Origin of the sequence: Variovorax paradoxus, assembly GCF_000834655.1 — a bacterium.
Lineage (GTDB): Bacteria > Pseudomonadota > Gammaproteobacteria > Burkholderiales > Burkholderiaceae_C > Variovorax > Variovorax paradoxus_F.
Window position 1 is genome coordinate 61,178 of the sequence record NZ_JXQQ01000097.1, and the last position, 23,245, is coordinate 84,422.

Annotated in this window: 27 protein-coding genes; 16 read left to right on the forward strand and 11 right to left on the reverse strand. The window is 64.8% G+C overall.

From position 1 onward, the window contains the following. Positions 1-298: 298 nt before the first annotated feature. From RT97_RS28135 to RT97_RS28145, 3 genes are all read right to left on the reverse strand, one after another. The gene (locus RT97_RS28135; RefSeq protein WP_042582151.1) at positions 299-1,648 is read right to left on the reverse strand and encodes an LLM class flavin-dependent oxidoreductase; all 1,350 of its coding nucleotides are present in this window, start codon (positions 1,646-1,648) and stop codon (positions 299-301) included. Further along, entirely contained in the window at positions 1,645-2,478 is an 834-nt protein-coding gene (locus tag RT97_RS28140) for a MetQ/NlpA family ABC transporter substrate-binding protein (protein ID WP_042582152.1), read from the reverse strand. The genes RT97_RS28135 and RT97_RS28140 overlap by 4 nt, the downstream gene beginning before the upstream one ends. A 101-nt stretch (positions 2,479-2,579) precedes the next feature. After that, positions 2,580-3,479: a LysR family transcriptional regulator gene (locus RT97_RS28145; RefSeq protein ID WP_042582153.1), complete on the reverse strand. Its 900-nt coding sequence runs from the start codon at positions 3,477-3,479 to the stop codon at positions 2,580-2,582. A gap of 127 nt (positions 3,480-3,606) precedes the next feature. Here RT97_RS28145 and RT97_RS28150 point away from each other — a divergent pair, with 127 nt between their 5' ends. Both RT97_RS28150 and RT97_RS28155 read left to right on the forward strand, forming a co-directional pair. Next, complete coding sequence (locus tag RT97_RS28150; protein WP_042582154.1) at positions 3,607-4,617, forward strand: aldo/keto reductase; 1,011 nt, start codon at positions 3,607-3,609, stop codon at positions 4,615-4,617. A 51-nt stretch (positions 4,618-4,668) separates the two neighbouring features. Then, entirely contained in the window at positions 4,669-5,376 is a 708-nt protein-coding gene (locus RT97_RS28155; RefSeq protein WP_042582155.1) for an aspartate/glutamate racemase family protein, read from the forward strand. On the opposite strand, the gene RT97_RS28160 is transcribed toward RT97_RS28155, so the two are convergent. Further along, a complete protein-coding gene (locus RT97_RS28160) occupies positions 5,373-6,299 on the reverse strand; it encodes an alpha/beta fold hydrolase (protein ID WP_042582156.1) in 927 nt (308 codons plus the stop codon). The genes RT97_RS28155 and RT97_RS28160 overlap by 4 nt on opposite strands. Before the next feature lie 115 nt (positions 6,300-6,414). Between RT97_RS28160 and RT97_RS28165 the strand changes: the two genes are divergently transcribed. The 4 genes from RT97_RS28165 (at position 6,415) to RT97_RS28180 (ending at position 9,034) form a co-directional block, all read left to right on the forward strand. Continuing rightward, complete coding sequence (locus tag RT97_RS28165; RefSeq protein WP_042582157.1) at positions 6,415-7,476, forward strand: aldo/keto reductase; 1,062 nt, start codon at positions 6,415-6,417, stop codon at positions 7,474-7,476. Next, positions 7,473-7,967, forward strand: a complete 495-nt coding sequence (locus tag RT97_RS28170) for an aminoacyl-tRNA deacylase (RefSeq protein ID WP_042582158.1) — start codon at positions 7,473-7,475, stop codon at positions 7,965-7,967. The genes RT97_RS28165 and RT97_RS28170 overlap by 4 nt, the downstream gene beginning before the upstream one ends. Positions 7,968-8,036: 69 nt before the next feature. Beyond that, positions 8,037-8,672 carry a glycerol-3-phosphate 1-O-acyltransferase PlsY gene (plsY, locus tag RT97_RS28175; RefSeq protein WP_042582159.1) on the forward strand — a complete coding sequence of 212 codons (636 nt, stop codon included), beginning with the start codon at positions 8,037-8,039 and terminating at the stop codon, positions 8,670-8,672. Between the two features lie 8 nt (positions 8,673-8,680). Then, entirely contained in the window at positions 8,681-9,034 is a 354-nt protein-coding gene (locus tag RT97_RS28180) for a RidA family protein (protein WP_042582160.1), read from the forward strand. Between the two features lie 113 nt (positions 9,035-9,147). Here RT97_RS28180 and RT97_RS28185 read toward each other — a convergent pair whose 3' ends face one another. Together RT97_RS28185 and RT97_RS28190 are read right to left on the reverse strand one after the other, a co-directional pair. Beyond that, complete coding sequence (locus tag RT97_RS28185) at positions 9,148-9,795, reverse strand: retropepsin-like aspartic protease family protein (protein ID WP_042582161.1); 648 nt, start codon at positions 9,793-9,795, stop codon at positions 9,148-9,150. A gap of 4 nt (positions 9,796-9,799) precedes the next feature. Continuing rightward, positions 9,800-10,285 (reverse strand): YajQ family cyclic di-GMP-binding protein, encoded by a 486-nt coding sequence (locus RT97_RS28190; RefSeq protein WP_013542743.1) that lies wholly within the window; start codon positions 10,283-10,285, stop codon positions 9,800-9,802. A gap of 43 nt (positions 10,286-10,328) precedes the next feature. Between RT97_RS28190 and murB the strand changes: the two genes are divergently transcribed. Further along, the gene (gene murB, locus RT97_RS28195; RefSeq protein WP_042582162.1) at positions 10,329-11,381 is read left to right on the forward strand and encodes a UDP-N-acetylmuramate dehydrogenase; all 1,053 of its coding nucleotides are present in this window, start codon (positions 10,329-10,331) and stop codon (positions 11,379-11,381) included. Further along, complete coding sequence (locus RT97_RS33560; RefSeq protein ID WP_042582163.1) at positions 11,381-12,214, forward strand: glycine-rich domain-containing protein; 834 nt, start codon at positions 11,381-11,383, stop codon at positions 12,212-12,214. The genes murB and RT97_RS33560 overlap by 1 nt, the downstream gene beginning before the upstream one ends. 76 nt (positions 12,215-12,290) lie before the next feature. Here the strand turns inward: RT97_RS33560 and argG are convergent, their stop codons facing one another. The 4 genes from argG to RT97_RS28220 form a co-directional block, all read right to left on the reverse strand. Further along, the gene (gene argG, locus RT97_RS28205) at positions 12,291-13,637 is read right to left on the reverse strand and encodes an argininosuccinate synthase (protein ID WP_042582164.1); all 1,347 of its coding nucleotides are present in this window, start codon (positions 13,635-13,637) and stop codon (positions 12,291-12,293) included. Positions 13,638-13,652: 15 nt separating this feature from the next. After that, positions 13,653-13,979, reverse strand: coding sequence for a pyrimidine/purine nucleoside phosphorylase (locus RT97_RS28210; RefSeq protein WP_042582165.1), 327 nt, complete (start codon positions 13,977-13,979; stop codon positions 13,653-13,655). Positions 13,980-14,094: 115 nt separating this feature from the next. Beyond that, complete coding sequence (locus RT97_RS28215; protein WP_042582166.1) at positions 14,095-14,748, reverse strand: hypothetical protein; 654 nt, start codon at positions 14,746-14,748, stop codon at positions 14,095-14,097. Positions 14,749-14,806: 58 nt separating this feature from the next. Next, on the reverse strand, positions 14,807-15,178 hold the full coding sequence (locus RT97_RS28220; protein WP_042582198.1) for an ArsC family reductase: 372 nt from the start codon (positions 15,176-15,178) through the stop codon (positions 14,807-14,809). 249 nt (positions 15,179-15,427) lie between these two features. On the opposite strand from RT97_RS28220, the gene RT97_RS33265 reads away from it, so the two are divergent. The 5 genes from RT97_RS33265 (at position 15,428) to RT97_RS28240 (ending at position 19,604) form a co-directional block, all read left to right on the forward strand. Continuing rightward, positions 15,428-15,649, forward strand: a complete 222-nt coding sequence (locus tag RT97_RS33265) for a hypothetical protein (RefSeq protein WP_155403915.1) — start codon at positions 15,428-15,430, stop codon at positions 15,647-15,649. A 407-nt stretch (positions 15,650-16,056) separates the two neighbouring features. Then, positions 16,057-16,410 (forward strand): hypothetical protein, encoded by a 354-nt coding sequence (locus tag RT97_RS28225; RefSeq protein WP_155403916.1) that lies wholly within the window; start codon positions 16,057-16,059, stop codon positions 16,408-16,410. After that, positions 16,401-16,718 carry a hypothetical protein gene (locus tag RT97_RS28230; protein ID WP_155403917.1) on the forward strand — a complete coding sequence of 106 codons (318 nt, stop codon included), beginning with the start codon at positions 16,401-16,403 and terminating at the stop codon, positions 16,716-16,718. Before RT97_RS28225 ends, RT97_RS28230 begins: the two co-directional genes overlap by 10 nt. Beyond that, a complete protein-coding gene (locus RT97_RS28235) occupies positions 16,715-18,985 on the forward strand; it encodes a DNA primase family protein (RefSeq protein ID WP_042582169.1) in 2,271 nt (756 codons plus the stop codon). The genes RT97_RS28230 and RT97_RS28235 overlap by 4 nt, the downstream gene beginning before the upstream one ends. Positions 18,986-19,160: 175 nt before the next feature. Continuing rightward, positions 19,161-19,604 (forward strand): hypothetical protein, encoded by a 444-nt coding sequence (locus RT97_RS28240; RefSeq protein ID WP_155403918.1) that lies wholly within the window; start codon positions 19,161-19,163, stop codon positions 19,602-19,604. Positions 19,605-19,937: 333 nt separating this feature from the next. Here the strand turns inward: RT97_RS28240 and RT97_RS28245 are convergent, their stop codons facing one another. Continuing rightward, positions 19,938-20,858, reverse strand: coding sequence for an STM4504/CBY_0614 family protein (locus RT97_RS28245; protein ID WP_042582199.1), 921 nt, complete (start codon positions 20,856-20,858; stop codon positions 19,938-19,940). A gap of 195 nt (positions 20,859-21,053) precedes the next feature. Here RT97_RS28245 and RT97_RS28250 point away from each other — a divergent pair, with 195 nt between their 5' ends. From RT97_RS28250 to RT97_RS28260, 3 genes are read left to right on the forward strand one after another with little or no spacing between them, the layout of a single operon-like run. Continuing rightward, on the forward strand, positions 21,054-21,569 hold the full coding sequence (locus RT97_RS28250) for a hypothetical protein (protein ID WP_042582171.1): 516 nt from the start codon (positions 21,054-21,056) through the stop codon (positions 21,567-21,569). Further along, the gene (locus RT97_RS28255; RefSeq protein WP_042582172.1) at positions 21,566-21,997 is read left to right on the forward strand and encodes a hypothetical protein; all 432 of its coding nucleotides are present in this window, start codon (positions 21,566-21,568) and stop codon (positions 21,995-21,997) included. Before RT97_RS28250 ends, RT97_RS28255 begins: the two co-directional genes overlap by 4 nt. 12 nt (positions 21,998-22,009) lie before the next feature. Beyond that, on the forward strand, positions 22,010-23,245 hold the full coding sequence (locus tag RT97_RS28260) for a hypothetical protein (RefSeq protein WP_042582173.1): 1,236 nt from the start codon (positions 22,010-22,012) through the stop codon (positions 23,243-23,245).

Genomic DNA, 23,245 nt, shown 5'->3' on the forward strand with positions numbered 1-23,245 from the left:
ACGCGGGCCCGTCTCAGGTGTTGGCATTGCTCCTTCCCCTTCCGGGGGAAGGTTGGGATGGGGGCAAGCGGCGCTTGCAAAAGCTGTGCACGCACGAAGGCCGCGTGCCCCCACCCCGACCCTCCACCGGGAGGGGAGGGAGAAAGTCAGAACGCGTCCCCGGTCTTAGGTGTGGTATTGCTCCTTCCCCTTCCGGGGGAAGGCTGGGATGGGGGCAAGCGGCGCTTGCAAAAGCTGTGCATGCGCGAAGGCCGCGTGCCCCCACCCCGACCCTCCCCCAGCGGGAGGGAGAAACACATCAAGCCGCCAGCCGCTGCGCAGGCCGCCCCCCAGGCCTCGCCAGCCCGAGGTGATCGCGCAAGGTGCGCCCTTCGTACTCGGTACGAAAGATCCCCCGCTTCTGCAGGATCGGCACCACGCCATCCACAAAGTCCTGCAGCCCGTGCGGCAGCGCATCGGGCATCAGGTTGAACCCGTCCGCCGCACCGCCCTTGAACCAATGCTCGATGTCGTCGGCGATCTGTTCCGGCGTCCCGACGATCACCCGATGCCCGCCGCCCCCCGCGAGCTCGCGAATCAGTTGGCGCACCGTGTAGCCGTGCGTGCGGGCGGCCGCGACCACCGCGTTGAAGAAGGTGTGGTTGCCGTTGCCATTGCCGGGGAGCGGCAGGTTCTCGGGCAGGCGCTCGTCGAGCTTCAGGCGATCGGGCGTGATGCCCAGCGTGCCCGCAATGCGCGTGAGGCTGTAGTCCCACGGGATCAGGTCGACCAGCTCGTCGCGACGACGACGGGCTTCGGCTTCGGTGCTGCCGACGATGGTGGTGAGGCCTGCCAGCACCTTCACCGCATCGGGCCCGCGGCCCAGTTCGGCGGCGCGGGTCTTGAGGGCGCGGGCGTAGGCGAGCGACTCCTCGAACGACTGCGAGGCCGAGAACACGGCTTCCGCATGGCGCGACGCGAGCTCGCGCCCATCGGCCGAAGCGCCGGCCTGCACCAGCACCGGATGCCCCTGCGGCGCACGCGGCAGGTTCAGCGGGCCCTGCACCGCGAAGTGCTCGCCGCGGTGCGCGATCGCGTGCACCTTGGCCGGGTCGATGAAGCTGCCGGTGGCCTTGTCGCCGACGAAGGCGTCGTCTTCCCAGCTGTCCCACAGCGCCTTCACGATGTCGGCGAACTCCGAGGCGCGGGCATAGCGCTTCGTGTGGTCGGGCGTGGTGTCCAGGCCAAAGTTGCGGGCCGAGGGCAGGTCGGCCGTGGTCACCATGTTCCAGCCGGCGCGGCCGTTGCTCACGTGGTCGAGCGTGGAGAAACGGCGCGCGATGTTGTAGGGCTCGTTGTAGCTGGTGGAGGCGGTGGCGATCAGGCCGATGTGCGTCGTCGCCGCGGCCACGCAGGCCAGGAGGATGGTGGGCTCCAGCGCGGTGATCGGGCGAAAGTGGATCTGGTCCACGATGGCCGCGTTGTCCGCGAGAAAGATCGCATCGAGCTTGGCCGCCTCGGCGATCTGCGCGGTGCGGATGTAGTGCTGGATGTCGGCGAACGCCCACGGGTCGCTCTCCGGCAGGCGCCAGGCCGAGGGCACGAAGCCCGAATGCAGGATGTTGACGTTCAGGTGCAGTTGCCTGCGCGGTGCGCTGTGGTTGCTCATTGGCTGAAGTAGTCCGGCAACCGGTAGCCCGCCCACACGGGGTTGGCCCTGAAGAACTTCTGGAACTCGGGTGACTGGTAGGCGGCCACGATGTCTTTCGCGAACTTCGCGTTCTCGTTGCTGCGCTTGACGGCCACCACATTCACGTAGGGCAGCGTCATGTCTTCGAGCTTGAGCGCCTCGGTGAGCTTCAGGCCCGAGGCGACGGCGAAGTTGCCCTGCACGGCCGCGAGGTCGGCATCGGCCAGCGAGCGCGGGGCCTGCGCGGCGTCCAGCGGCACGATCTTCAGGCGCTTGGGGTTGTTGACGATGTCGCGCTCCGACACGCTCAGCGGGCTCACACCCGGCTTGAGCGTGACCCAGCCGACGGCCGCGAGGATGTTGAGCGCGCGCGCCGCGTTCACCGGGTCGGCGGGCAGCGTGACGGTCGCGCCGTCGGGCACCTTGTCGAGCGACTTGTGGCGCTGCGAATAAAGGCCCATCGGCGGCGTCGGCACATGCACCACCGGCACGAGGTCGAAGCCCTGCTGCTTGTTGGTGGCGTTCAGGTACAGCGAGTGCTGGAAGATGTTGGCGTCGATCTGCCCGCGCTCGACCGCATCGTTGGGCTGCACGCCCTGGCTGAACTCGACGTACTTGACGGTGTAGCCCAGCTTCTTGAGCTGGGGCTCGATGCCGTTGGTGAAGGCATCGCGGTACGGGCCGGGCATGAAGCCCACGCGCAGGTCGTCGGCGTGGGCCGAAATGCCGAGGAGCAGGCTCAGTGCAAGGCCGCCGGACAGCGGGGCGAGGCGGCGCAGCCACGAGGGCGCGCGCGAGGACGAGGGCATGACGGTGACTCCGGGAGACGGCAAAAGAGTCGGCCACTCTAGGCGGCGGCGCCTGCAGCGCGAACGAAGATTTGCGCGCTTGGATATCCGGTCGGCGGATATCAGGCGGCCGCTTCGGCCTTGAGGAAATCGACGAAGGCGCGCAGCGGTGCCGGCATGTGCGTGCGGCTCGGGTAGTAAAGAAAGGGGCCCGAGAAACCCTGCCACCAGTCTTCCAGCACCGGTACCAGCGCGCCGCTGTCCAGCGAGGGGCGCAGGAACTCGTCGAAGGTGTAGATCACGCCCAGGCCCGATTCGGCCGCATGCAATTCCAGGTCGATCGTCGAAGCGACCAGCGGCCCGCTCGGCGTGATCTTCACCACCTTGCCCCGGCGGACGAAGCCCCAGGCCGCGAGTACGCCGCTTGAAAAACGGTGGCCGATGCAGGCGTGCTGCAGCAGGTCGGTCGGATGCTTCGGCGTGCCGTGCGCCGAAAGGTAGCCCGGCGATGCGGCGGCCACGAAGCGCTGCATGCGCGGGCCCAGGGGCACGGCGATCATGTCCCGCGCGATGCTCTCGTCATAGCGGATGCCCGCATCGAAGCCGGCCGCGAGCACGTCGATGAAGGTGTCGTTGGTCGTCACCTCGAGCGTGATGCCGGGGTGCGCGAGCAGGAAGCGGCTGGCCAGCGGCGGCAGCACGCGCTGCGCGACGATCGTCGGCACGTTGAGCCGCAGCGTGCCGGTGGGGCTGTCGCGAAAGCTGTTGAGCGTGTCGAGCGCGCCCGCGATATCGTCCAGCGACGGGGCGATGCGGTCCAGCAGCCGCTGCCCGGCTTCGGTGGGCGTGACGCTGCGGGTGGTGCGGTTCAGGAGGCGCACGCCCAGCTGCGCTTCGAGCCGGCGCATGGCCTCGCTGAGCGAGGAGGGCGACACGCCGCGCAAGGCGGCCGCACCGCGAAAGCCGCGGGCGCGCGTGACGGCGACGAAGGCGCCGAGGTCCGAGAGGTCGGGAGCGGTCATGGCGGGATTGTGCGGTTTATTGCACAGCTCGTGCGGTGACAGGCGGATTATCGAACGCCGTATTTCCTTCCAGACTCCAGCCATGCCGTTCGCAACCGCGAGCGAAACCGTCACAAAGGAAGCCGCAATGAACACACGTCATCTCGGGGCCAAGGGCCCGCAAGTCTCCGCCATCGGCCTCGGCTGCATGGGCATGTCGGGCATGTACGGCCCGTCGGACCGTGCCGAGAGCATCGCAACCATCCACGCCGCGATGGACGCGGGCGTCACGCTGCTGGACACCGGCGATTTCTACGGCAGCGGCCACAACGAGATGCTGATCGGCGAGGCCCTCAAGGGGCTGAAGGGCTCGCAGCGCGATGCGGCCGTGGTGAGCGTGAAGTTCGGCGCCATGCGCGATCCGGCCGGCGGCTGGATCGGCTACGACGCCCGTCCCGCGGCAGTGAAGAATTTCTTGGTCTATTCGCTGCAGCGGCTGGGCGTGGACCACATCGACATCTACCGCCCCGCGCGGCTCGATGCGAGCGTGCCGATCGAGGACACCGTGGGTGCCATCGCCGACATGGTGAAGGCCGGCTACGTGCGCCACATCGGCCTGTCGGAAGTGGGCTCGCACACGATCCGCAAGGCAGCCGCCGTGCACCCGATTGCCGACCTGCAGATCGAGTATTCGCTGATCTCGCGCGGCATCGAGGACGACATCCTGGCCACCTGCCGCGAACTGGGCATCGGCATCACCGCGTATGGCGTGCTCTCGCGCGGTCTCATCAGCGGGCACTGGCAGAAGGGCGGCGCGGGCGCGACGGATTTCCGCAACCACAGCCCGCGCTTCCAGGGCGAGAACGTCGAGCGCAACCTCGCGCTGGTCGAGGCGCTGCGCAAGATCGCAGAGTCCAGGGGCGCGACGGTCGCGCAGATCGCGATCGCCTGGGTGGCGGCGCAGGGCGACGACATCGTGCCGCTGGTGGGCGCGCGGCAGCGCACGCGGCTCGACGAAGCGCTGGGCTCGCTGGGCGTGGCGTTGAGGGCGGACGACCTCGCGGCCATCGAGCAGGCCGTGCCCAAGGGCGCGGCGGCGGGCGAGCGCTACGCGGCCGCGCAGATGGCGCACCTGGACAGCGAAGCGGGCCACGCCTGAGCGATATGCCGGGGGCTGGGCATGGCGGCGCGCCTTTTGTAGGATGCCGCCATGACCCAGCACATCGGAATCGTCGGCTGCTCGGCCGAAGGCGCATCGCTTTGCTACCAGACCATTTGCGTGGAGGGCGCGAAGCTGCTCGGGCCGCATGCGCATCCGGAAGTCTCGATGCACACGCCGTCGCTCTCGGACTACATGGAACACATCTACCGCGGCGACTGGCGCGGGGTGGGCGAGGTGATGCTCGCATCGGCGCACAAGCTCGCGAAGATCGGCGCGGACTTTCTGGTCTGCCCCGACAACACCATCCACCAGGCGTTGCCGTTCATCGAAGGGCGATCGCCGCTGCCCTGGCTGCACATTGCCGGGTGCGTTGCTGACGAGGCCGCGCAGCGCGGCTTTCGCCGCATCGGCATCACCGGCACGCGCTGGCTGACCGACAGCGAGGTGTACCCGGAGAAGCTCTCGGCCCGCGGACTTGAACACGTTCGCCCCACCATCGAGGAGCGCGACGAGATCGCCCGCATCATCATGGAAGAGCTGGTCTACGGCGTCTTCAAGCCAGATGCCGTGGCCACCTTCCAGCGGGTGATGCAGCGCCTGAAGGACGAGGAGGGCTGCGATGCGGTCGTGCTCGGCTGCACCGAGATCCCGCTGATCATGAGCGACGCCAATTCGCCGCTGCCCACGCTGGATTCGACGCGTCTGCTGGCACGCGCGGCATTGCGCCGCGCGACACAGGCGACGCAGAAAAACTAGGCCAGGAAATCTTCGATCAGCCGCGCCACGCGCTGCGGCTGGTCGTGGTGCAGCATGTGGCCCGCGTCGTCCAGGCGCTCGATGCGCACCGAGGGCACGGACCTCAGGCGCTCGTGGAATTCATCGAGCGTGTAGCGGTTCTTCCACCACCCCTGCAGGCTGTCGTCGGACGCCTCGACCATCAGCGTCGGCGCGGTGATGCGCGCATAGAGCGCGAGGGTTTCATCGACGCGAAAGATGTGCGCATTGACGATCTTGTGCGCCGCTTCGCCCAGGATCTGCCAGCGCATGCTGCCGTCGGGCTGCGGGTGGCCGGCCGACCAGTGGCTCGCGAGCCAGTCGGCCTTGTCCTGCGTGAGGCGCGGGTTGGTCTTCATGAGGCGGCGCGCCACGCCGTCGGCGGCCGAGTAGCCGGCGAGCGCCTTCTCGCCGCGGTGCAGGCCCTTGAGCTCGTCGATCCACTGGCCGTAGCGCGCGGGCGCTTCGTCGGGCTTGCGAAACGGCATGCCGAAGCCTTCGAGGTTGACCAGCCGGCGAATGCGCGCGGGCCGCACGCCCGCGTAGTGCATCGCGACGTTGCCGCCCATGCTGTGGCCGACGAGGTCGACCGGGCGGGCCGCATCACCTTCGCCCGCGTAGTGGTCGAGCAGCCATTCGAGGTCGGCCAGGTAGTCGGCGAGCCAGTAGTTGTCGACGCCGCCGCCATCGGTGAGGCCGAAGCCGCGCCAGTCGGGGGCGATGATGAAGCGGTCCTGTGCCAGCGCATCGACGACGAATTGCCACGAGGCCGCGACGTCCATCCAGCCGTGCACCAGCACGAGCGGCGGACGGTCCGGGGAGGGCTCGCCCCAGAGGCGCACGTGGTAGCTGAGGTTGCGCACGGGCACGAATTCGCTGCGCGAGGGACGGAGGGCTTGGTACATGGGCGCCGATGATAAGGAGCGGGGCGCGTTCGGGCAGTCCGGCAGACGACAGCCCGCACTCGGGCATTGGCCGTGCGGCAAGCGCGTTGCGGGGGAGGGCGGTAGCATCCCGCGCATGAAAAAGATCCAACTCGGTCAGAGCGACCTGCACGTCACCCCGATCTGCCTCGGCACCATGACTTTCGGCGAGCAGGTGGACGAGCCCACCTCCCACGCCATCCTGAGCCGTTCGCTCGAACGGGGCGTCGACTTCATCGACACCGCCGAGATGTACTCGGTGCCCACCCGCAAGGAAACCTACAGCGTCACCGAAACCATCATCGGCAACTGGTTTGCCGCCAACCCCGGCGCGCGCCAGAAGCTCGTGCTGGCCACCAAGGTCGCCGGCCCGCTGCGCAACACCCCCTGGGTGCGCGAAGGCGTGGGCATGACGGCCGCCGACATCGTTGCCTCGTGCGAGGCGAGCCTGAAGCGCCTGAAGACCGACACGATCGACCTCTACCAGATCCACTGGCCCGAGCGCCACGTGCCGGCCTTCGGCAACATCTACTACGACCCGGCCAAGGAAGTCACGCAGACCCCGATCCTCGAGCAGCTGGAGACCTTCGGCAAGCTGGTGAAGGCCGGCAAGATCCGCGCGATCGGCCTGTCGAATGAAACGCCCTACGGCGTGCACGAGTTCGTGCGCCTGGCCGAGCAGCACGGCCTGCCGCGCGTGGCGACGGTGCAGAACGTCTACAACCTCGCGAGCCGCGGCGCCGAGAACGGGCTGGACGAGACGATGCACCGGCTGGGTGTTTCGCTGCTGGCCTATTCGCCGCTCGCCTACGGCCTCTTGACCGGCAAATACGACAAGAGCGGCATCACCGGGCCCGACGCGCCCGAGGAAGCCCGCATCACCCGCTACGAGTCGGTGCGCAAACTGCGCTGGGGCCGCCCCGACGCGCTGAAGGCCGCGCGCCTGTACAACCAGCTGGCGCGCGACAACGGCCTCACGCCCACGCAGCTCGCGCTAGCGTTCTGCTACACCAAGTGGCAGGTGGCGAGCACGATCATCGGCGTGCGCACGCTCGAGCAGCTCGATGAAGACATCGATGCCTACGGCACCACGCTGTCGCCAGAAATCCTGGCCGAGATCGACAGGATCCGCTGGGACATCCGGGACCCGGCGGCGTGAGCGGCAAGAAGGTCCATGTCTCCGAAACGCCCGCAACGCAACTGCTGCGGGCGAACAAGATCGCCTTCACCGAGCATCCGTACGAATACATGGAGCATGGCGGCGCGCAGCGCGGCGCCGAGATGCTCGGGCTCGATCCGTTCACCGTCATCAAGACGCTGGTGATGCAGGACCAGGACGCCAAACCGCTCATCGTGCTGATGCACGGCAACCGCACCGTGTCGACCAAGAACCTCGCGCGGCAGATCGGCGCCAAGTCGGTCGAGCCCTGCAAGCCCGAGGTGGCGCAGCGCCACAGCGGCTACATGGTGGGCGGCACTTCGCCGTTCGGCACGCGGCGCCAGATGCCGGTCTACGTCGAATCGACCATCCTGGAACTGCCGAGGATCGTGCTGAACGGCGGGCGGCGCGGCTACCTCGTCGGCATCGATCCGCAGGTGTGCGTGGCGCTGCTGGGGGCCAAGCCGGTGCAGTGCGCGCTGGCAGAATAGCCGCCGCGGCGCGTCGGCCTCACGACGCAGCCGCCCGATAAGAACAAACCATTCCCGCGGAGCGCTGCCTTGAGCTTTCACCTGCCGTCCCTCATCGCCATCGTGGCGTCGTACCTGATCGGCTCGCTGTCCTTCGCGGTCATCGTGAGCAAGTCGCTCGGCATGGCCGATCCGCGCAGCTACGGCAGCGGCAACCCCGGCGCGACCAACGTGCTGCGTTCGGGCAACAAGGGCGCGGCGCTGGCCACGCTGCTGCTCGACGCGCTCAAGGGCTGGCTGCCGGTGTTCCTGATCCGCCATTTCGGCGCGCAATGGGGCCTTGGCGATGGCGTTGCCGCCGTGGCGGGCCTCGCGGCCTTCCTGGGGCACCTGTACCCGGTGTTCTTCAACTTCCAGGGTGGCAAGGGCGTGGCCACCGCAGCGGGCGTGCTGGTGGGCATCGCGCCCTGGCTGGGGCTGGCGACCGGCGCGACCTGGCTGATCATCGCGATCTTCTTCCGCTATTCGTCGCTGTCGTCGCTGGTGGCTGCCTTTTTTGCGCCGGCCTATTACCTCCTGGGCGGCAACATTGCGTGGCCACTCGACCGCACGGTGCTGATTGCGATCATCATCATGAGTCTGCTGCTGGTCTGGCGGCACCGCGAAAACATCCGCCGGCTCGCGGCCGGCACGGAGTCGAAACTCGGCTCGAAGAAAAAGGCTTGAGGAACACCATGGCAACCATTACCCGCTTTCACGTCGGCCCGCGCCTGTCGGAGACGGCCGTGCACAACGGCACCATCTACCTCGCCGGCCAGGTGCCCGACGACACCTCGCAGGACATCCGCGGCCAGACCACGCAGGTACTCGCCATGGTCGATCGCCTGCTGGCCGAGGCCGGCAGCGACAAGTCGCGCATCCTCATGACGCAGATCTTTTTGGCCGACATCACCGACATCACGGCGATGAACGAGGTGTGGGATGCGTGGATTCCGGCCGGCAACACGCCACCGCGCGCGACGGTGCAGGCCAAGATGGCCAATGCGGCCTACAAGATAGAGATCGTCGTCACGGCCGCTCAAGCCTGAGCGGCCAGGACTTTTTGTGAGGGCCGCCGCGCACGGCCGCCCGACGCGGCCGGCCCGCGCCCGGTAGGGGGTTGGCGAAGCGACACGAAATGCGCGCAGCCTGCGGCGAGCAATCAGTACCGCTTTTCCAGGACCATCTGGTCCGCGTCTCGGCGCATGGAGAAACGGTTGATGAAGCTGTTGCCCAGCAGCACGAAGGGCATCGGCTCGGGCGAGACGATGGCGTCGATGTCGTAGACCTCGACATCGCCGACGCGCACGGATTGCAGCCGCAGCCTGTACCCGACGGTCACGCCGTTGGCGGTGCTCATCTGGACCCGCTGGCCCTTGCTGTAGTCCAGCCCGATGCGCTGTGCATCGCCAGCCGACAGCGCGATCGACGTGGCTCCCGTATCGAGCATGAATGTGACCGTGCGGCCATTGATGGTGCCCTGCGTCATGTAGTGGCCGCGGCTGTCGGCCGGCAGCACGATGCGGTTGCCGCCACCGCCTGACCCTCCGCCGCCGCCGATGCTGACCGGCGTGTCCATGCGCAGATTGACGCGCTTTCCCTCGAGTTCGACCACGGCCTGCTCGGCCTGCAGCGACACCAGCTTCACGCCCTGGAAGCTCTCGCCGACCGCCACCGTCTTGGGCGGTGCGCCGTTCACGATCAGGATCGCGCGGCTGCCGATGGTGCCGGTGAGCATCACAGAACTGGCCGCATGCGCCGTTGCAACGCCAGCCAGGAGAAGCGCCGTCGCCGCGGCGAGGGATTTCATGGAATCAGTCGCGGAAGTTGTTGAACGACAGCGGCATGTCCGGCACGTCCTTCTTGATCAGCGCCATTGCGGCCTGCAGGTCGTCGCGCTTGGCGCCGGTGATGCGCACCGCGTCGCCCTGGATCGCGGCCTGCACCTTGAGCTTGCTGTCCTTGACGATGCGGGTGATCTTCTTGGCCTGCTCGCTCTCGATGCCGCTCTTGACCTTGATGACCTGCTTGACCTTGTCGCCGCCCATCTTCTGGACGTCGCCCTTGTCGAGGAAACGCACGTCGACGCTGCGCTTGGTGAGCTTGCTGCGGAGGATGTCTTCGACCTGCACGAGCTGGAACTCGGCATCGCCGATCATGGTGATTTCCTTGTCCTTGAGGTCGACGGCGGCCGCCGTGCCCTTGAAGTCGAAGCGCGTCGCGATTTCCTTGGCGGTGTTTTCGACCGCATTCTTCACTTCGGGCAGATTGGGTTCGCAGACGGTATCGAAAGACGGCATGGGCTCTCCTGATGTCACTTGTGCTGGATGCGACAATTCTCCCATGATCGTGGAGCACAACGTCCCCCTGCAGCCGTACAACAGTTTCGGCATCGTCGCGCGCGCGCAGCGCCTGGCGCGCATCACGGACGAGGCCGATGTCGCCGAACTCCTGGCCGGTCCCGACTGGCACGGCGCCCCCCGTTTCGTGCTGGGCGGCGGCAGCAACATCGTGCTGACCGGCGACGTCAAGCCGCTGGTGCTCAAGGTGGAAATCAAGGGCTTGCGGCTGGTCGAGGAGACGCCGAGGGCCTGGATCGTGGAGGCCGGCGCCGGAGAGATCTGGCACGACGCCGTCGAATGGATGGTGCGCAACGGCTACCCGGGCCTCGAAAACCTGGCCCTCATTCCGGGCACCGTGGGCGGCTCGCCGGTACAGAACATCGGCGCCTACGGCGTCGAGCTGCAGGACCGCTTCGAATCGCTCGACGCCATCGACCTGGACACCGGCCGCAGCTTCACGCTCGATGCGGCCCAGTGCGCCTTCGGCTACCGCGATTCGGTCTTCAAGCACGTGCGCAGCGGCCCGAACGATTTCGGCCTCGCGGGCCGGGCGCTCATCACCCGGGTGCGTTTCCGGCTGCCCAAGCCCTGGAAAGCGGTGGTCGGCTACCTCGATCTCGAACGCAAGATGGAAGAAACCGGCAACTTCACGCCGAGTGCCGTCGATATCTTCGATTGGGTTTGCGCCATCCGCCGCGCCAAGCTGCCCGACTGGCGCGTGCTGGGCAATGCCGGCAGCTTCTTCAAGAACCCGACCGTCACGCCCGAACAGTGCGCCGACATCATCGCGCGCGATCCCAAGATCGTTCACTACCCGATGGCAGACGGCAGCATCAAGCTCGCGGCCGGCTGGCTCATCGATGCGTGCGGCTGGAAGGGCAAGTCGGTCGGCAATGCCGGCGTGTACGAGCGGCAAGCGCTGGTGCTGGTCAACCGCGGCGGCAGCGAGAACCCGGTGACCGGCGGCGAGGTGATGACTCTGGCCAAGGCCATCCAGACCAGCGTGTACGAGCGCTTCGGCATCCGGCTGGAGCCGGAGCCGGTGGTGGTCTGATGGATCTGGACTTTCTGCACCTGAACTTCCGCCGGCGCATCGGCGCCCTGGTATGGGCCCGGCGCGCGGTGCCTCTTGTTGCGTTGCTGGCCGCGTTCATCGGCTCGCACCGCTGGGGTGTGGTGGTTGCCGTGATCCTGGTGGCGGCGCTGTTTTCGGCCGTGCTCAAGTTCCTCGAGACCAGCCTGCGTCGCCAGTTCATCCGTGAGGCACGGCTGCCGCCCTTCCTGATCGGCAAGCTGCGCGAAGCCCATCCGCAACTGAGCCGCCGCGATGCCGAGTTGGTGCTGCGGGGCCTGCGCCAGTTCTTCATGGCCCACCTGCGCAGCGAGCGCAAGTTCGTCGCCATGCCCTCGAAGGTGGTCGACACCGCCTGGCACGAGTTCATCCTGCATACGCAGGGCTACCAGAACTGGTGCAAGGCGGCTTTCGGCGGCATGCTGCACCACAGCCCGGCCGAGGTGCTGGGCAAGGACCCCAAGCGCAACGACGGCCTGCGGCGCAGCTGGTATTGGGCGTGCAAGGAAGAGAGCATCGATCCGCGCAAGCCGACGCGCCTGCCGCTGCTGTTTGCACTGGACATCAAGTTCGCGATTCCTGGCGGCTTCGAGTACGTGCCCGACTGCAAGGCAGTCGACCGGCACAACGGCTCGACCGCGCAGTGCGGCAGCGAATTCGGCGAGTCCTCGTCGGATGGCGGCAGCTCGGGCGATGCCAACGGTTTCGGCGGCAGCGAATCGAGCAGCGGCAGTGATGGCGGGGGCGGGGACTCCGGCGGCGGCGACAGCGGTGGGGGTTGTGGAGGCGGCTGCGGCGGAGGCGGCGGGGACTGAGCCACGCATCACGCGCGACGGCACACCAAAGAAAAACGGGCCCATCGGGCCCGTTCGTCATATGGAGCGCGCTGGCTTACTTGCTGCCGCTCTCGTCGTCGTTCACGAGCTTGGGCAGCGAAGCGCCCTGGCTCGACGACAGCAGCCCGGTGCGGGTGTAGATCGCCAGCTTCTCGCGCGTGTCGATGATGTCCAGGTTGCGCATCGTCAGCTGGCCGATGCGATCGAGCGGCGTGAAGGCGCCCTCGACCTTTTCCATGCTCAGGCGCTCGGGCTTGTAGGTGAGGTTGGGCGACTCGGTGTTCAGGATCGAGTAGTCATTGCCGCGGCGCAGCTCGACCGTCACCTCGCCGGTGATGGCGCGCGCGACCCAGCGCTGGGCCGTCTCGCGCAGCATGATGGCCTGCGGGTCGAACCAGCGGCCCTGGTAGAGCAGGCGGCCGAGCTTGCGGCCGTGGTCGCGGTACTGCTCGATCGTGTCTTCGTTGTGGATGCCGGTGACGAGGCGCTCGTAGGCGATGAACAGCAGCGCGAGACCCGGGGCCTCGTAGATGCCGCGGCTCTTGGCTTCGATGATGCGGTTCTCGATCTGGTCGCTCATGCCCAGGCCGTGGCGCCCGCCGATGCGGTTGGCTTCCAGGATCAGCTCGACCATGTTCGGGTAGGCCACGCCGTTCAGCGCGACGGGCACGCCTTCTTCGAAGCGCACCGAGACGGTTTCGCGCTTGACCTCGACTTCGTCCTTCCAGAACGCGACGCCCATGATGGGCTGCACGATCTGCATGCCGCTGTTCAGATGCTCCAGGTCCTTGGCCTCGTGCGTGGCGCCCAGCATGTTGGAGTCGGTCGAATAGGCCTTCTCGGACGACATCTTGTAGGCGAAGCCGGCCTTCTGCATGAACTCCGACATTTCCTTGCGGCCGCCCAGCTCGTCGATGAAGACCTGGTCGAGCCAGGGTTTGTAGATCTTGAGCGCGGGGTTGGTGAGCAGGCCGTAGCGGTAGAAGCGCTCGATGTCGTTGCCCTTGTAGGTGCTGCCGTCGCCCCAGATGTGGACGTCGTCTTCCTTCATGGCCGACACCAGCATGGTGCCGGTCACCGCGCGGCCGAGCGGCGTGGTGTTGAAGTAGGTAACGCCCGCCGTGGTGACGTGGAAGGCGCCGGCCTGCAGCGCGGCGATGCCCTCGTTGGCCAGCTGCGCGCGGCAGTCGATCAGGCGCGCGTTCTCGGCGCCGTAGAGCATCGCCTTGCGCGGGATCTCGTCGTAGTCGGGCTCGTCGGGCTGGCCGAGGTTGGCGGTGTAGGCGTAGGGAATCGCGCCCTTGTTGCGCATCCAGTGCAGGGCCGCGCTGGTGTCCAGGCCGCCGGAGAAGGCAATGCCGACCTTCTGGCCGGCGGGAACGTTTTGGAGGATGGTCGACATGTCAGGGTCCCGGGTTCAGCCGAAATGGCAGATGTAGCTGTAGGGCTCGCCGGTCACCCGGATCTGGAAGCTCGAATTGCCCGGCACGTTGAACTTCTGGCCCGGGCCCGAAGCCACCCATTCGGTGGTGCCGGCCAGCAGGTATTCGCAGCTGCCCGACGTGCCTTCCATGATTTCCGGGGCGCCGGTATTGAAGGTGAGGGTGGACGGGAGAATCACGCCGACCGATTTCTTCGTGCCGTCTGCGAGCGTAAGGCCGTGGCTCACGCACTTGCCGTCGAAATACACATTGGCCTTGGTGGCCACTGCGGCGCTGTTCAGTGTTTCGGTAATCGTCGTCATTGGGTGGCGCCGGCGCACGGGGCGTTCGGCTAATCGAGGACGCACCGCACCGGCGGCGCACCCGTCAGGGTTGGGAAAGTCCTCGATTTTAGGGGCTCGGCCAAGCCCCGCCCGCTCAGCGGTGCCAGCCGCCGCGGTAACCGCCGTAGCCGCGATAGCCGTAGCCACCGTAGCCGCGGCCGTAGTAGCCGCCGCCCCAGCCGCGCGAGTAGCCCAGGTTCAGCGAGATGCCGACCGGCGGATAGACGTAGGGCTGTGCATAGGGGTAGGAGTAGGCCGGCTGCACGTACACCGGCGGCGCATAGACCGGGGCCGGCTGCGCATAGACCGGCGCACCCTGTCCGGAGACCACGACGCCGGGCTCAGGCACGACGTTTTCCCAGGGGGAGCCGCCTTGTTGGCCCTGTTGATACTGCTCCTGGTACTGCGGGTCTTGCTGGTACTGCTGGCCGTTGTTGGCCTCGACCGGGTAGACCTGGGGCTGCGGCTGGACGGGCATGCTGATTGCGCCCGTTGTCGTCACGCCATATGCGCTGGCCTGGATCGGGATCGTGGCCCCTGGCCGGCTGGTGGTGCGCGTCGTGTACTGGCGGCCCTGGTATTCGTAGGTGACGTTGTAGCTGACGTCGCTGCCGGTCGTCTCGCGGATCGGCGTGGCGGAAATCACCCGGGCCTGGACCACTTGCTGCGCCTGTGCGATGCCGGCGCCCGTTGCCAGCAGCCCGGCCACCGAAAGCCCCGCGAGGGTGCGAAAAACGTGTCTGTTCATGGTGTTCTCTCCTGCAGATCGAGGTTGGAGGCCGGCCGGCGAGACGGGGTTCCGGGGTTTACACGGCGTTCACAGCCCAGGTTTGGGCATCGAATCCCGTCGTAACGCCGGTTTTCGGCCCCCAGTTGACCACCGGCCGCTTGATCAGGCTCGGGTTGGCAAGCAACACGGCACGTGCCGAGGCGGCGTCGACCACGCTGTTCTGCGTGGCTTCGTCCAGCTTGCGCCAGGTGGTGCCCCGGCGGTTGACCAGCGCCTCCCAACCCGGCTTTTTCAGCCACTGGTCGAGTTCGGCCTCGGGCACGCCCTGTTTCTTGAAATCGTGGAAGGTGTAGGCCACGTGGTGTTCGTCGAGCCAGGCGCGGGCGCGCTTGACGGTGTCGCAGTTCGGTATTCCGTAAAGCACGGTTTTCGGGGGAGAAGGGTTCATCATTTTGTTGCGTCGCTAGGAAACAAGCTAGGAAACGGGCTGGGCGCGTTTGGCCTCAAGAAGTCGCTTCTCGGTCTCAAGGAAAGCAATTTAAACTCCTTCCTAGCATCCGAGCTTTCGCGACCGCAGCAAAGCAGCCGGGTTACAAATTGGTTTCCGACGATCACCGCCCCTATGGGATAACGTCGGGTGTTTCTGGGTCCACATTGACCTGTGACTGGCGGGCAGTCCTTGTACCAAGGATGAGTCATGTCTGCCGTATCCCTGGGCGAAACATCGCCCGAAACTGCTGTCAACCAGCATGCCCTTCTGGTTGTCAAGGCAAAGGAAGAATTAGACGCTGCAATCAGCGCCTTCTTCCATTCGCGCTACATACCCGAAATCGCAGAAGACCAAGCGAAACACCGAAGCGCCATGCTTGACAAGGCTCTTTGTCCGGTCATGCGGGAGATTTACCGTGCAGCCCCCTGAACTTGGCGCCGGCCTCCCAGAAGTCATGCTCACGGAAGAAGTTGCCACCTTCCTTCGCATGTCGCCCGAGTCGCTGACCAACATGTACTACAAGCGCAAGAAATGGCTCCCGCCGCGCACGAAGTTGGGTGGCGTCTACCGGTACTTGAAGCGGGACGTTATCGCTTGCGTCGCGCCCTCGCCCCAAGAACGATAGTCGGCCTTCACGGCGTTCTTTTCTCGCCTTTCGAGCGCCGGAAAACTACTATTAATCGTCGGTAGCGAAAGCCGATTTCTCCGCCTTAAACCCCCGGACCTGCGCGGCCACCGGGGGTTCTTTTCCCAAACATTTTTGGTAGTACAGCCCTCGGGTTGCGCTGCCGCATGGAGCTTACATGCCTGCATCTGGACCCCTTGGTAAGTGGACGATGGCCGACCTTGCCGAAGAACTAAATATTGGCCTGCCATGGATGCGGCAGTCTTTGGCCGAAAAGGGGTGCCCAAAGCTGGTGCCCGACCTGCGCGCGGGACTTCTCAACCTGTACGGCGACGACACCGCCGAACGCTGGCTCGCTGCCTATCGCAAGTGGCGCGAAGAAGAACCCGCTCGCAAAGCCGCCAAGCGTGCTGATGACGAGTCCCGCGCCAGGTTCGCGAGGGAGGCCGAAATGACTCGCATCAATATCGAGCAGAGACTGATCGCGGAGGGGCAAGCCGCGCAGGCTCAACACGAGGCTGACGAGGCCGCGTTCAACGCCGAGGCTGCGAAGGGGTGGAAGTGAAGCTGCCGCGACGTTTCTACATGTACCCCGGCAGGTCACTCATTCATCTGCTCTGCGACCTCGGCATCCAGCCGCGCAGCCATGGGCAGCTCAAGGCGCAGCAGTACTACCGTCGCCATTTTGACCAATACGAACGCGGCCCACGCAGCCGCATCAAGTCGTTCCGCAAGGAATACCGCCACCTGCTGCGCCGGTACCTGCCTGACCCGCTGGTCGAGCCGCCCCTGCCGACGTTTGAGCGTCTGCCCGCCGATGCTTACGAGCGCGCTGTCCTGTTGGTGCGCGCCTTGAGGGGAGAAATGCGATGAGCGCCGTAATGAATGTGACTCATGTCACTGCGGACTCGGAAGGCTTCATGCTGGAAGACCTTATGAAGTCGGGTCTTGTGCCGTCGGACTTTCCGGTTGCTCCGAAGCCTTTGCTGCCGACCGATGACGGACAGGCCCGATACAGGCTCTGGTACGACAGCGACTACTACAAGGACCGCATCGACCGTGACCTAAACAAGTACATCGCGCCAAAGGGCAGGCCAGCCGCGCACGTTTGCGTCGGATCGCCCATCGAGTTCAACATCGGACACATGAATGCGTCGGTGGAGGGCTTCAAGAAGTCGGTTCTGTTCCACCTGACCACGGGCATCCCGACGATGGTGATGGACAGTTGCAACGACTTCGCCGAGAACGGGAGCGATGGCGAAGATGGGGCCCAAAGCCGGACGGTGCGGCTCGACATTCTTGATGGGTTGCGCCCGGGAAAAGTGCATTTGGCAATGTTCGACGGCGACTGGGCGACCAACCCCGATGTGGCTCGTGCATTAGCCACCTTCGCCCTTGAACTCGACAGCTACGGGGTGCAGGCCCGCTTCCCCGACTTCGGCACGGACGACAAGGGCAAGAAGCAGGGCTATGACGATTGGTACGTTTCCAAGTACGGCACGGATCGCGAGTACTGGCCTCTGCCGGAAGACGTCATCAAGGCAATATTTGCCCTACCGCAGGTGCCGGTGACAGAACTGGAAGAAGCGAAGAAATGGGCGCTCGCAACGCTAGACCGCTTCAACCAAAGCTATACCGACCTGAGCGACCGGGGCAACGCATCACTGCTTTTGCGCCTGCTCGGCAAGAACAACGTGCGCTACCTGAAGGACGTTGATGAGTGGGTGCATTGGAACGGCTCGCGCTGGGTGAATGTCGGCTCGACGCCCTATGAGATGACCAACGTGGTCAGTCGTTATTACTTCTTGCGCGCCCAGCGACTTCAACTCATGGCGTCCGCAATGCCTGCGGATGACGAGCACAAAGAGAGGCGCGAGGCTCTGAAGAAAGAGGCTGCGGCTAAGCACAAGTGGGCGGAAAGCAAGTGCTCGTCCGTGCCGGGGCGTCAGGCCATGCTGAAGGACGCTGCCGAGCGCAGGCAGATTCAGGGGCGGCTGTCGGACTTTGATGTTGACGGCGACTTGCTTGCGGTGCCAAACGGTGTTGTAGACCTGCGCACGGGTGAGGTCCGCGCAGAGCGGCAGGACGATTTGGTCCTGAAGCGGTGCGCGGTCGCTTATGACGGCACGGAACCGACCGGGGAGGGCGCATACCGCGCGCGCCACTTTGTCGAAGGCATCACTGGCCTGCGTCACGGCGAGACGGACGAGGACCGCGAGCGCTGGCTGCAGATGCGTATCGGCGCAGCGCTGCGGGGGCGTAACACGCTCCAGCAGATGGAGATTTGGCACGGCAAGGGCGCGAACGGCAAGAGCGTGCTGGCGAAGACGCTGACCGCCGCCCTTGGTGACTATGCCGCGACAGTGCCTGCGGCAGCGCTGCTGACGAGCGCGCGGGGTCGTGATCCCGAGAGTGCCTCTCCGTTTCTCGTGCGCGCTATCGGCACTCGCATGGTGTTCGCCAGCGAGACCAGCGATACGGCGTATCTGGACGAGCCGCGAGTGAAGATGCTAACGGGCGGCGACAAGATCAACGTCCGAGGCAACTACCAGGACGGCGGCGAATACGCGGTGACGTTCACTCTAGTGCTGCTGACGAACCCTCTGCCAAACGTGGCGGAAGGGGATGCTGCGCTATGGGACCGGCTCGCACCGTTCCCGTTCCTCGTGCGGTGGCGCCGTGCCGGGGTGCTCGCCGCGACGGACGGCGATGACCTATCCATGCCCGAGGCCGATCAATGGCTGCAGAACGTGATGGCCGAGGGCCGCGATGCCGATGCTCTGCGTTGGCTGCTCTGGTGGGCGATCCAAGGTGGAGTGGCGTGGGAGCGGGAGGGCTTGCCGAAGACGCCGCCCGCTGATTTGGTGCGCAACGCCGAGGCTTACCGGGGAGCGCAAGACAAGCTGGGCCGATGGCTGGACGACATGGGCTACGAAGTTGTGGGTCCATCGAAGGGCAGCACCCCGAGCACAGAGATTTTCGGCTCCTACGTCCACTGGTGTGAGAGCGAAGGCGTGAAAGCCGGATCGGCCTCGACTTTTAGCAAACGTCTTATCGACTATGCAAAAGGTCAGATCGAGTCAGGCAAAAGCAATGGCGTCCGAGTGCTAAAGGGGATTGTTAGGCGAGGAAATAAATGAAAGCCGAGCCGGAAAGTAATTTGGCAGGGTCGGGAGGGTCGGGAAGGGTCGCGTCTCCGGGAAGTGTTCTAGGAATTAAGAAATTTAAATTTCTAGTTAGAAACAATAGAAATTACCCGACCCTACCCGACCCTCCCGCCCCTGCAGTGGTGTCCCCCGTGAATTGGAGTGCGAAGTGAAATACTGGAAAATTGAAGACGTAAACAATGGCCTCTGCACGGTTGCAGAAGTTGGTACGCCGCGCCCGGAGTCGGTGGCCGTGGTAGAGCCGCCCCCACCCGCCGTTTTCGATCCTGAGGCACCGCAGGTCTCCCTCCGCGAGCAGCTAAGCAAAGACGCACTGGTGGCCTATCGAGAACTGGGCGGTGTCGAGTACCTGAAGAAGAACCCCGCGCTGCTGGATAAGGTGCTGGCCAAGAGCATCGCGCCGGAGCCGATCACGGTTCACAACAACATTCGGCTGGACGATATGCCCTGGATCACGGCCCAGCGGCACGCCTATAAATTCCGCGACCTCGCGGAAGACGCCGAGATTAAGCATGCCGATCCCCGCTTGCCAGCGCTTGGAACGCCGCGAGATTCCGGCGATCCGCTACTACCCCCGCCCGAACCGGAATAACGCGCGTACGGGCCTTTAATCGCTTCGCACTAGCGCGGCCTAGCTCACCGTCTAGCCACGCAGCGCTAAGTCCTTGATCTGCACTGACAACGCTATACCGAGGGGGTATACCGGGTGAGCCGGACGGCTGCGACGGCGACCGGGCGTAGGCCTATAAGGCTAGGCGCTGCACCTGCTGCGACAGGGCCAGGACCGTGTGCCGGCAGCGGGAGAGGTGGGCTCGCATGGCCTGCTGATGATGAACCGGCTGCATGTGTGGCAAATACGGCGGGTGGGGGTGGGTGAGCATGTCATTGACAGCCCTTGCGGAGCCTGCACCGGAATCCACACCACTCACGGCATCGCAGCATCGGCCTCCACCAAAAACTTCAACGTTGAGGCGGTCATATGGAGCATGTACGAAACAAGGTGCGTTGGAACTTCAGTCGGATCGGCGCCTTGCCCGTGACCAGCCAGCCGGTTCCTGCCTGTAGGGATCGCCCCCTCAAGCATTGATCGAAGTCCACCAAGCTGCGACTGCCAGAAATCGGGAATCAGCCCGTTCTTAAGGCAAATATCGATGAGCGCTTTGGACGTGTCTTTTTGTCCATAGGCCCACCCGCGTTTGTCGCAAATCCCCATCATCAAGCTCTCAAACGACTTCAGGCAATCGTTCAACGCTTCTTTGCCGTTCCCATGGCGATAGTGTTCGTGCGCACTTAGATATTCATCTTCCGCACCTTTGAAGTACGGCTTATTGAGCAGGCTCAACAAGGGCTTCACTACCTCTACGTGGATTAATTCTGAGTCGATCCGAATTATTTCGCCGTTTGTGAATTGATAACCCAATCCGTGCTCTTTAAACCTGATATTTAGGTCGCCAATCGCTTTGTCGCATATTTTGCTAGATTGGGCTCGCCCGCGATACAAAAATGAGCGGGCACTAGTATCAATTACTTGAAACGCAAGTTCGATTACATCTAGTGTGTGCTCAAATGAAGTCGCAAGGTTCATGAATTGGAGTAGTTCTTCCAATCTTGAGATAAACCCCGCGTCGCCCACTAGTTCCGCAACGCCGTATTCTTCCCGCAATGTTTGGACTATATACGCGTGGGCTTGCATTGACTCGCTGCTAGCTCCGTGGTTTCCAAGCCCTTCAATAATCAGATAGCCAACCTGTATCAAAAATTGGGGCGGGAAACTATCGTATGTATAGAATTCGTGAGCTTCGCCGCGCAGACGTTTTTGTCTTTTTGAATATGTCTCGAAAACCACAAAACTCTCCAATTAGGTAGAAATCCTAATAGCCCATTGCTATTTATTTCTTTATAGGCGGCGCTAATTCCGGGAAAATAGACTTTTCGGAATTAGGGCGTTGTAATGAATTGTAGTTCGCCTCCCAATTCAGAGCCAGAGAAATCGGGGTTCGGTGTTCTGCGCATAGGCTCTGCATCACTGACGGCAGAGCAGGTGGACGAACTGCTCGCACGGTACGAGTACCACGCCCGCAAGGCGCAGGGCTTCCTGCTTGAGGCATTTGCGCTGGACGAAGCCGCCATGGATCGGCACTTCCCGCATCTGCGCAAGGTCCACCTGCCACTTCGCAAGCCGGACTTGAACATTTCTCCCGGGTTCACGACGCTGCAAGCTGCACTGCTCTCGGCGAAGCCCCGCGCCAAGCCAGAGGACGACGCAGCCCGCGACTTGGAGCGCCGCAGCTTCGACAGGACCCACCCCGACTACGAGCCCCTGACAGACGAGCAAAAGATGCGTCGTTGGAATGCAGGCGGCTACGTAGACATGCCCCGAGAGATGGCCCGCAGCTTCGGCATCTCGATGCGCGAGGTTGAGCACTTCACCAAGCTCAGCAGGGACGCCGCGCCCGAGCCCACCTATGTTTCTTCGCTTCCGCGTGCCGCACTCGACAAGGCCGCTGGACGCACCCGCGCCGAGGGCGCACCTCAGCCTTGGAAGGACTCCAAATGAGCTTCACCCCCAACTACACCTCTGACGAGGAGCTGGCGTTCTTCGGCAATCCCGGCGTCGTGTTCCGAGCCCGCGCGCTTCCGCCCGAGCAACGGGCACACCTTGTCCGCGACCTGAAGCAGTTCAGGCGCGCTGAGAACGGTGATCGTGCCCGGCCCGACGCGATCAACAACGCGACCGCTGAGCCCACCGTTGCGAACAGGTACGGCCTCGCCACTCCGTTCGCCCCCCGCGACACGCACCGCCCGGATCGCGCGAACAACCCCGAAGTGATGCGGCACATGCGTGAGCTCAGCCAGCGCATCGAGGACGAGGGCATCACCCATGACTTGCAGAAGCGGATGACCACGGATGCCGACCGACCGCTGACCGAACCCACGCTGCGCGACCAGATCGCGGCGGCGGTGACCGTTCACAACGCCGACTAGCCGGAGCCGACCATGTCCACCTATGAAGAACTCCCCGCCAGCTTCGGCAACGAAGCGCTGATGCGTCGACAAGCCCAGCTTCGCGACCGCGAGGCTGATTTGCGCGAGGCCGCGAAAGCTGCTCGCAACGCGATGCCCCCTCAAGGGCAGATGGTCTCAGGCATCTACGTGAAACCATCCCTTTCGCAGCAATTGACCCCCGTCGCGCAGCAGATCGCGCAGGCGATCCAGAAGAAGGGGCTTGAGGCTGACCAGACCGGCTACGACTTGGTCGAGTCGAGCGCTGTTCAGCAGCACATGGCGCAGCAGCCCCCCGACACCGCCCCAATTCAGGCGAAGTTGGCGTGGGCGCAGAAGGGTGCGCAGATTCCAGCGTTGCGCTCGCTGATGACCGACTACGCCAAAGACCTGACCATCAACGAGCCCGAGCGCATCGCGAACCGGGCCGACAAGAAGGACGCGCGTGCTGCCGCCATCGCTGAGGCCCAGCGCAAACAGCAGGAAGATTTGGCATACAAGCGCGAACACGATGCCAGCAACGATCAGTTGCGCCGCGACCTGGCTGAGAACTCCAACGACCTCCGGCGCACGCTAGCGACCGCTGTACGCGCGAGTGGCGGTGGAGGCGGGGCCGACAAGGCCAGCAACTACCAGATCGTTCAGGACGCACAGGGGAACGCGGTGCGCGTTAACAAGCTGACGGGCGAACAGTTCCCCCTCGGCGCTGTAGGTCGTGAAGCAGCAGGCATCACGAAGGAGCGGCAAGAGCAGGGCGAGAAGGTCTCCAACGCCAAAAAGGCGCTCTCCGATCTGGACGAAGCCGAGCGCCTGTTGCCGATGGCGACCGGCTCGGCGGCTGGCTCGCTGCGGGACACCATCGCGGGGGCCGCAGGTATCTCCACCGATGGCGCAAAGGCGGCTGCGCGGCTCGATCAGATCGCCTCCACGCTTACGAGCCAGGTGCCACGGCTCGGCGGTGCGACCTCCGACAAGGACTTGCAGTTTTACAAGGAGCAGGTCGGCAACCTCGGCGACCGCTCCAAGCCTGTTGGCACGCGGCTTGCCGCGCTCAAGCAGGTCCGCAAGTTCATGGAGCGCGCCTCCGATCCGTCGTCTTATGCATCGCCCACGGGTCGGCCCGCGAGCGCGGGACCGAGTATCCGCCAAGCTGTGGAAACTGCGGCAGAGAAGCAAGACGCCCCGAAACCTCGCATGAAGTTCAACCCGGCCACGGGCAAGTTGGAGTAA

Coding starts and splice junctions, on each gene's coding strand:
- RT97_RS28135 (WP_042582151.1), bottom strand. CDS start 1,648: ATGAGCAACCACAGCGCACCGCGCAGGCAACTGCACCTGAACGTCAAC.
- RT97_RS28140 (WP_042582152.1), bottom strand. CDS start 2,478: ATGCCCTCGTCCTCGCGCGCGCCCTCGTGGCTGCGCCGCCTCGCCCCG.
- RT97_RS28145 (WP_042582153.1), bottom strand. CDS start 3,479: ATGACCGCTCCCGACCTCTCGGACCTCGGCGCCTTCGTCGCCGTCACG.
- RT97_RS28150 (WP_042582154.1), top strand. CDS start 3,607: ATGAACACACGTCATCTCGGGGCCAAGGGCCCGCAAGTCTCCGCCATC.
- RT97_RS28155 (WP_042582155.1), top strand. CDS start 4,669: ATGACCCAGCACATCGGAATCGTCGGCTGCTCGGCCGAAGGCGCATCG.
- RT97_RS28160 (WP_042582156.1), bottom strand. CDS start 6,299: ATGTACCAAGCCCTCCGTCCCTCGCGCAGCGAATTCGTGCCCGTGCGC.
- RT97_RS28165 (WP_042582157.1), top strand. CDS start 6,415: ATGAAAAAGATCCAACTCGGTCAGAGCGACCTGCACGTCACCCCGATC.
- RT97_RS28180 (WP_042582160.1), top strand. CDS start 8,681: ATGGCAACCATTACCCGCTTTCACGTCGGCCCGCGCCTGTCGGAGACG.
- RT97_RS28185 (WP_042582161.1), bottom strand. CDS start 9,795: ATGAAATCCCTCGCCGCGGCGACGGCGCTTCTCCTGGCTGGCGTTGCA.
- RT97_RS28190 (WP_013542743.1), bottom strand. CDS start 10,285: ATGCCGTCTTTCGATACCGTCTGCGAACCCAATCTGCCCGAAGTGAAG.
- murB (WP_042582162.1), top strand. CDS start 10,329: ATGATCGTGGAGCACAACGTCCCCCTGCAGCCGTACAACAGTTTCGGC.
- RT97_RS33560 (WP_042582163.1), top strand. CDS start 11,381: ATGGATCTGGACTTTCTGCACCTGAACTTCCGCCGGCGCATCGGCGCC.
- argG (WP_042582164.1), bottom strand. CDS start 13,637: ATGTCGACCATCCTCCAAAACGTTCCCGCCGGCCAGAAGGTCGGCATT.
- RT97_RS28210 (WP_042582165.1), bottom strand. CDS start 13,979: ATGACGACGATTACCGAAACACTGAACAGCGCCGCAGTGGCCACCAAG.
- RT97_RS28215 (WP_042582166.1), bottom strand. CDS start 14,748: ATGAACAGACACGTTTTTCGCACCCTCGCGGGGCTTTCGGTGGCCGGG.
- RT97_RS28220 (WP_042582198.1), bottom strand. CDS start 15,178: ATGAACCCTTCTCCCCCGAAAACCGTGCTTTACGGAATACCGAACTGC.
- RT97_RS33265 (WP_155403915.1), top strand. CDS start 15,428: ATGTCTGCCGTATCCCTGGGCGAAACATCGCCCGAAACTGCTGTCAAC.
- RT97_RS28225 (WP_155403916.1), top strand. CDS start 16,057: ATGGCCGACCTTGCCGAAGAACTAAATATTGGCCTGCCATGGATGCGG.
- RT97_RS28235 (WP_042582169.1), top strand. CDS start 16,715: ATGAGCGCCGTAATGAATGTGACTCATGTCACTGCGGACTCGGAAGGC.
- RT97_RS28255 (WP_042582172.1), top strand. CDS start 21,566: ATGAGCTTCACCCCCAACTACACCTCTGACGAGGAGCTGGCGTTCTTC.
- RT97_RS28260 (WP_042582173.1), top strand. CDS start 22,010: ATGTCCACCTATGAAGAACTCCCCGCCAGCTTCGGCAACGAAGCGCTG.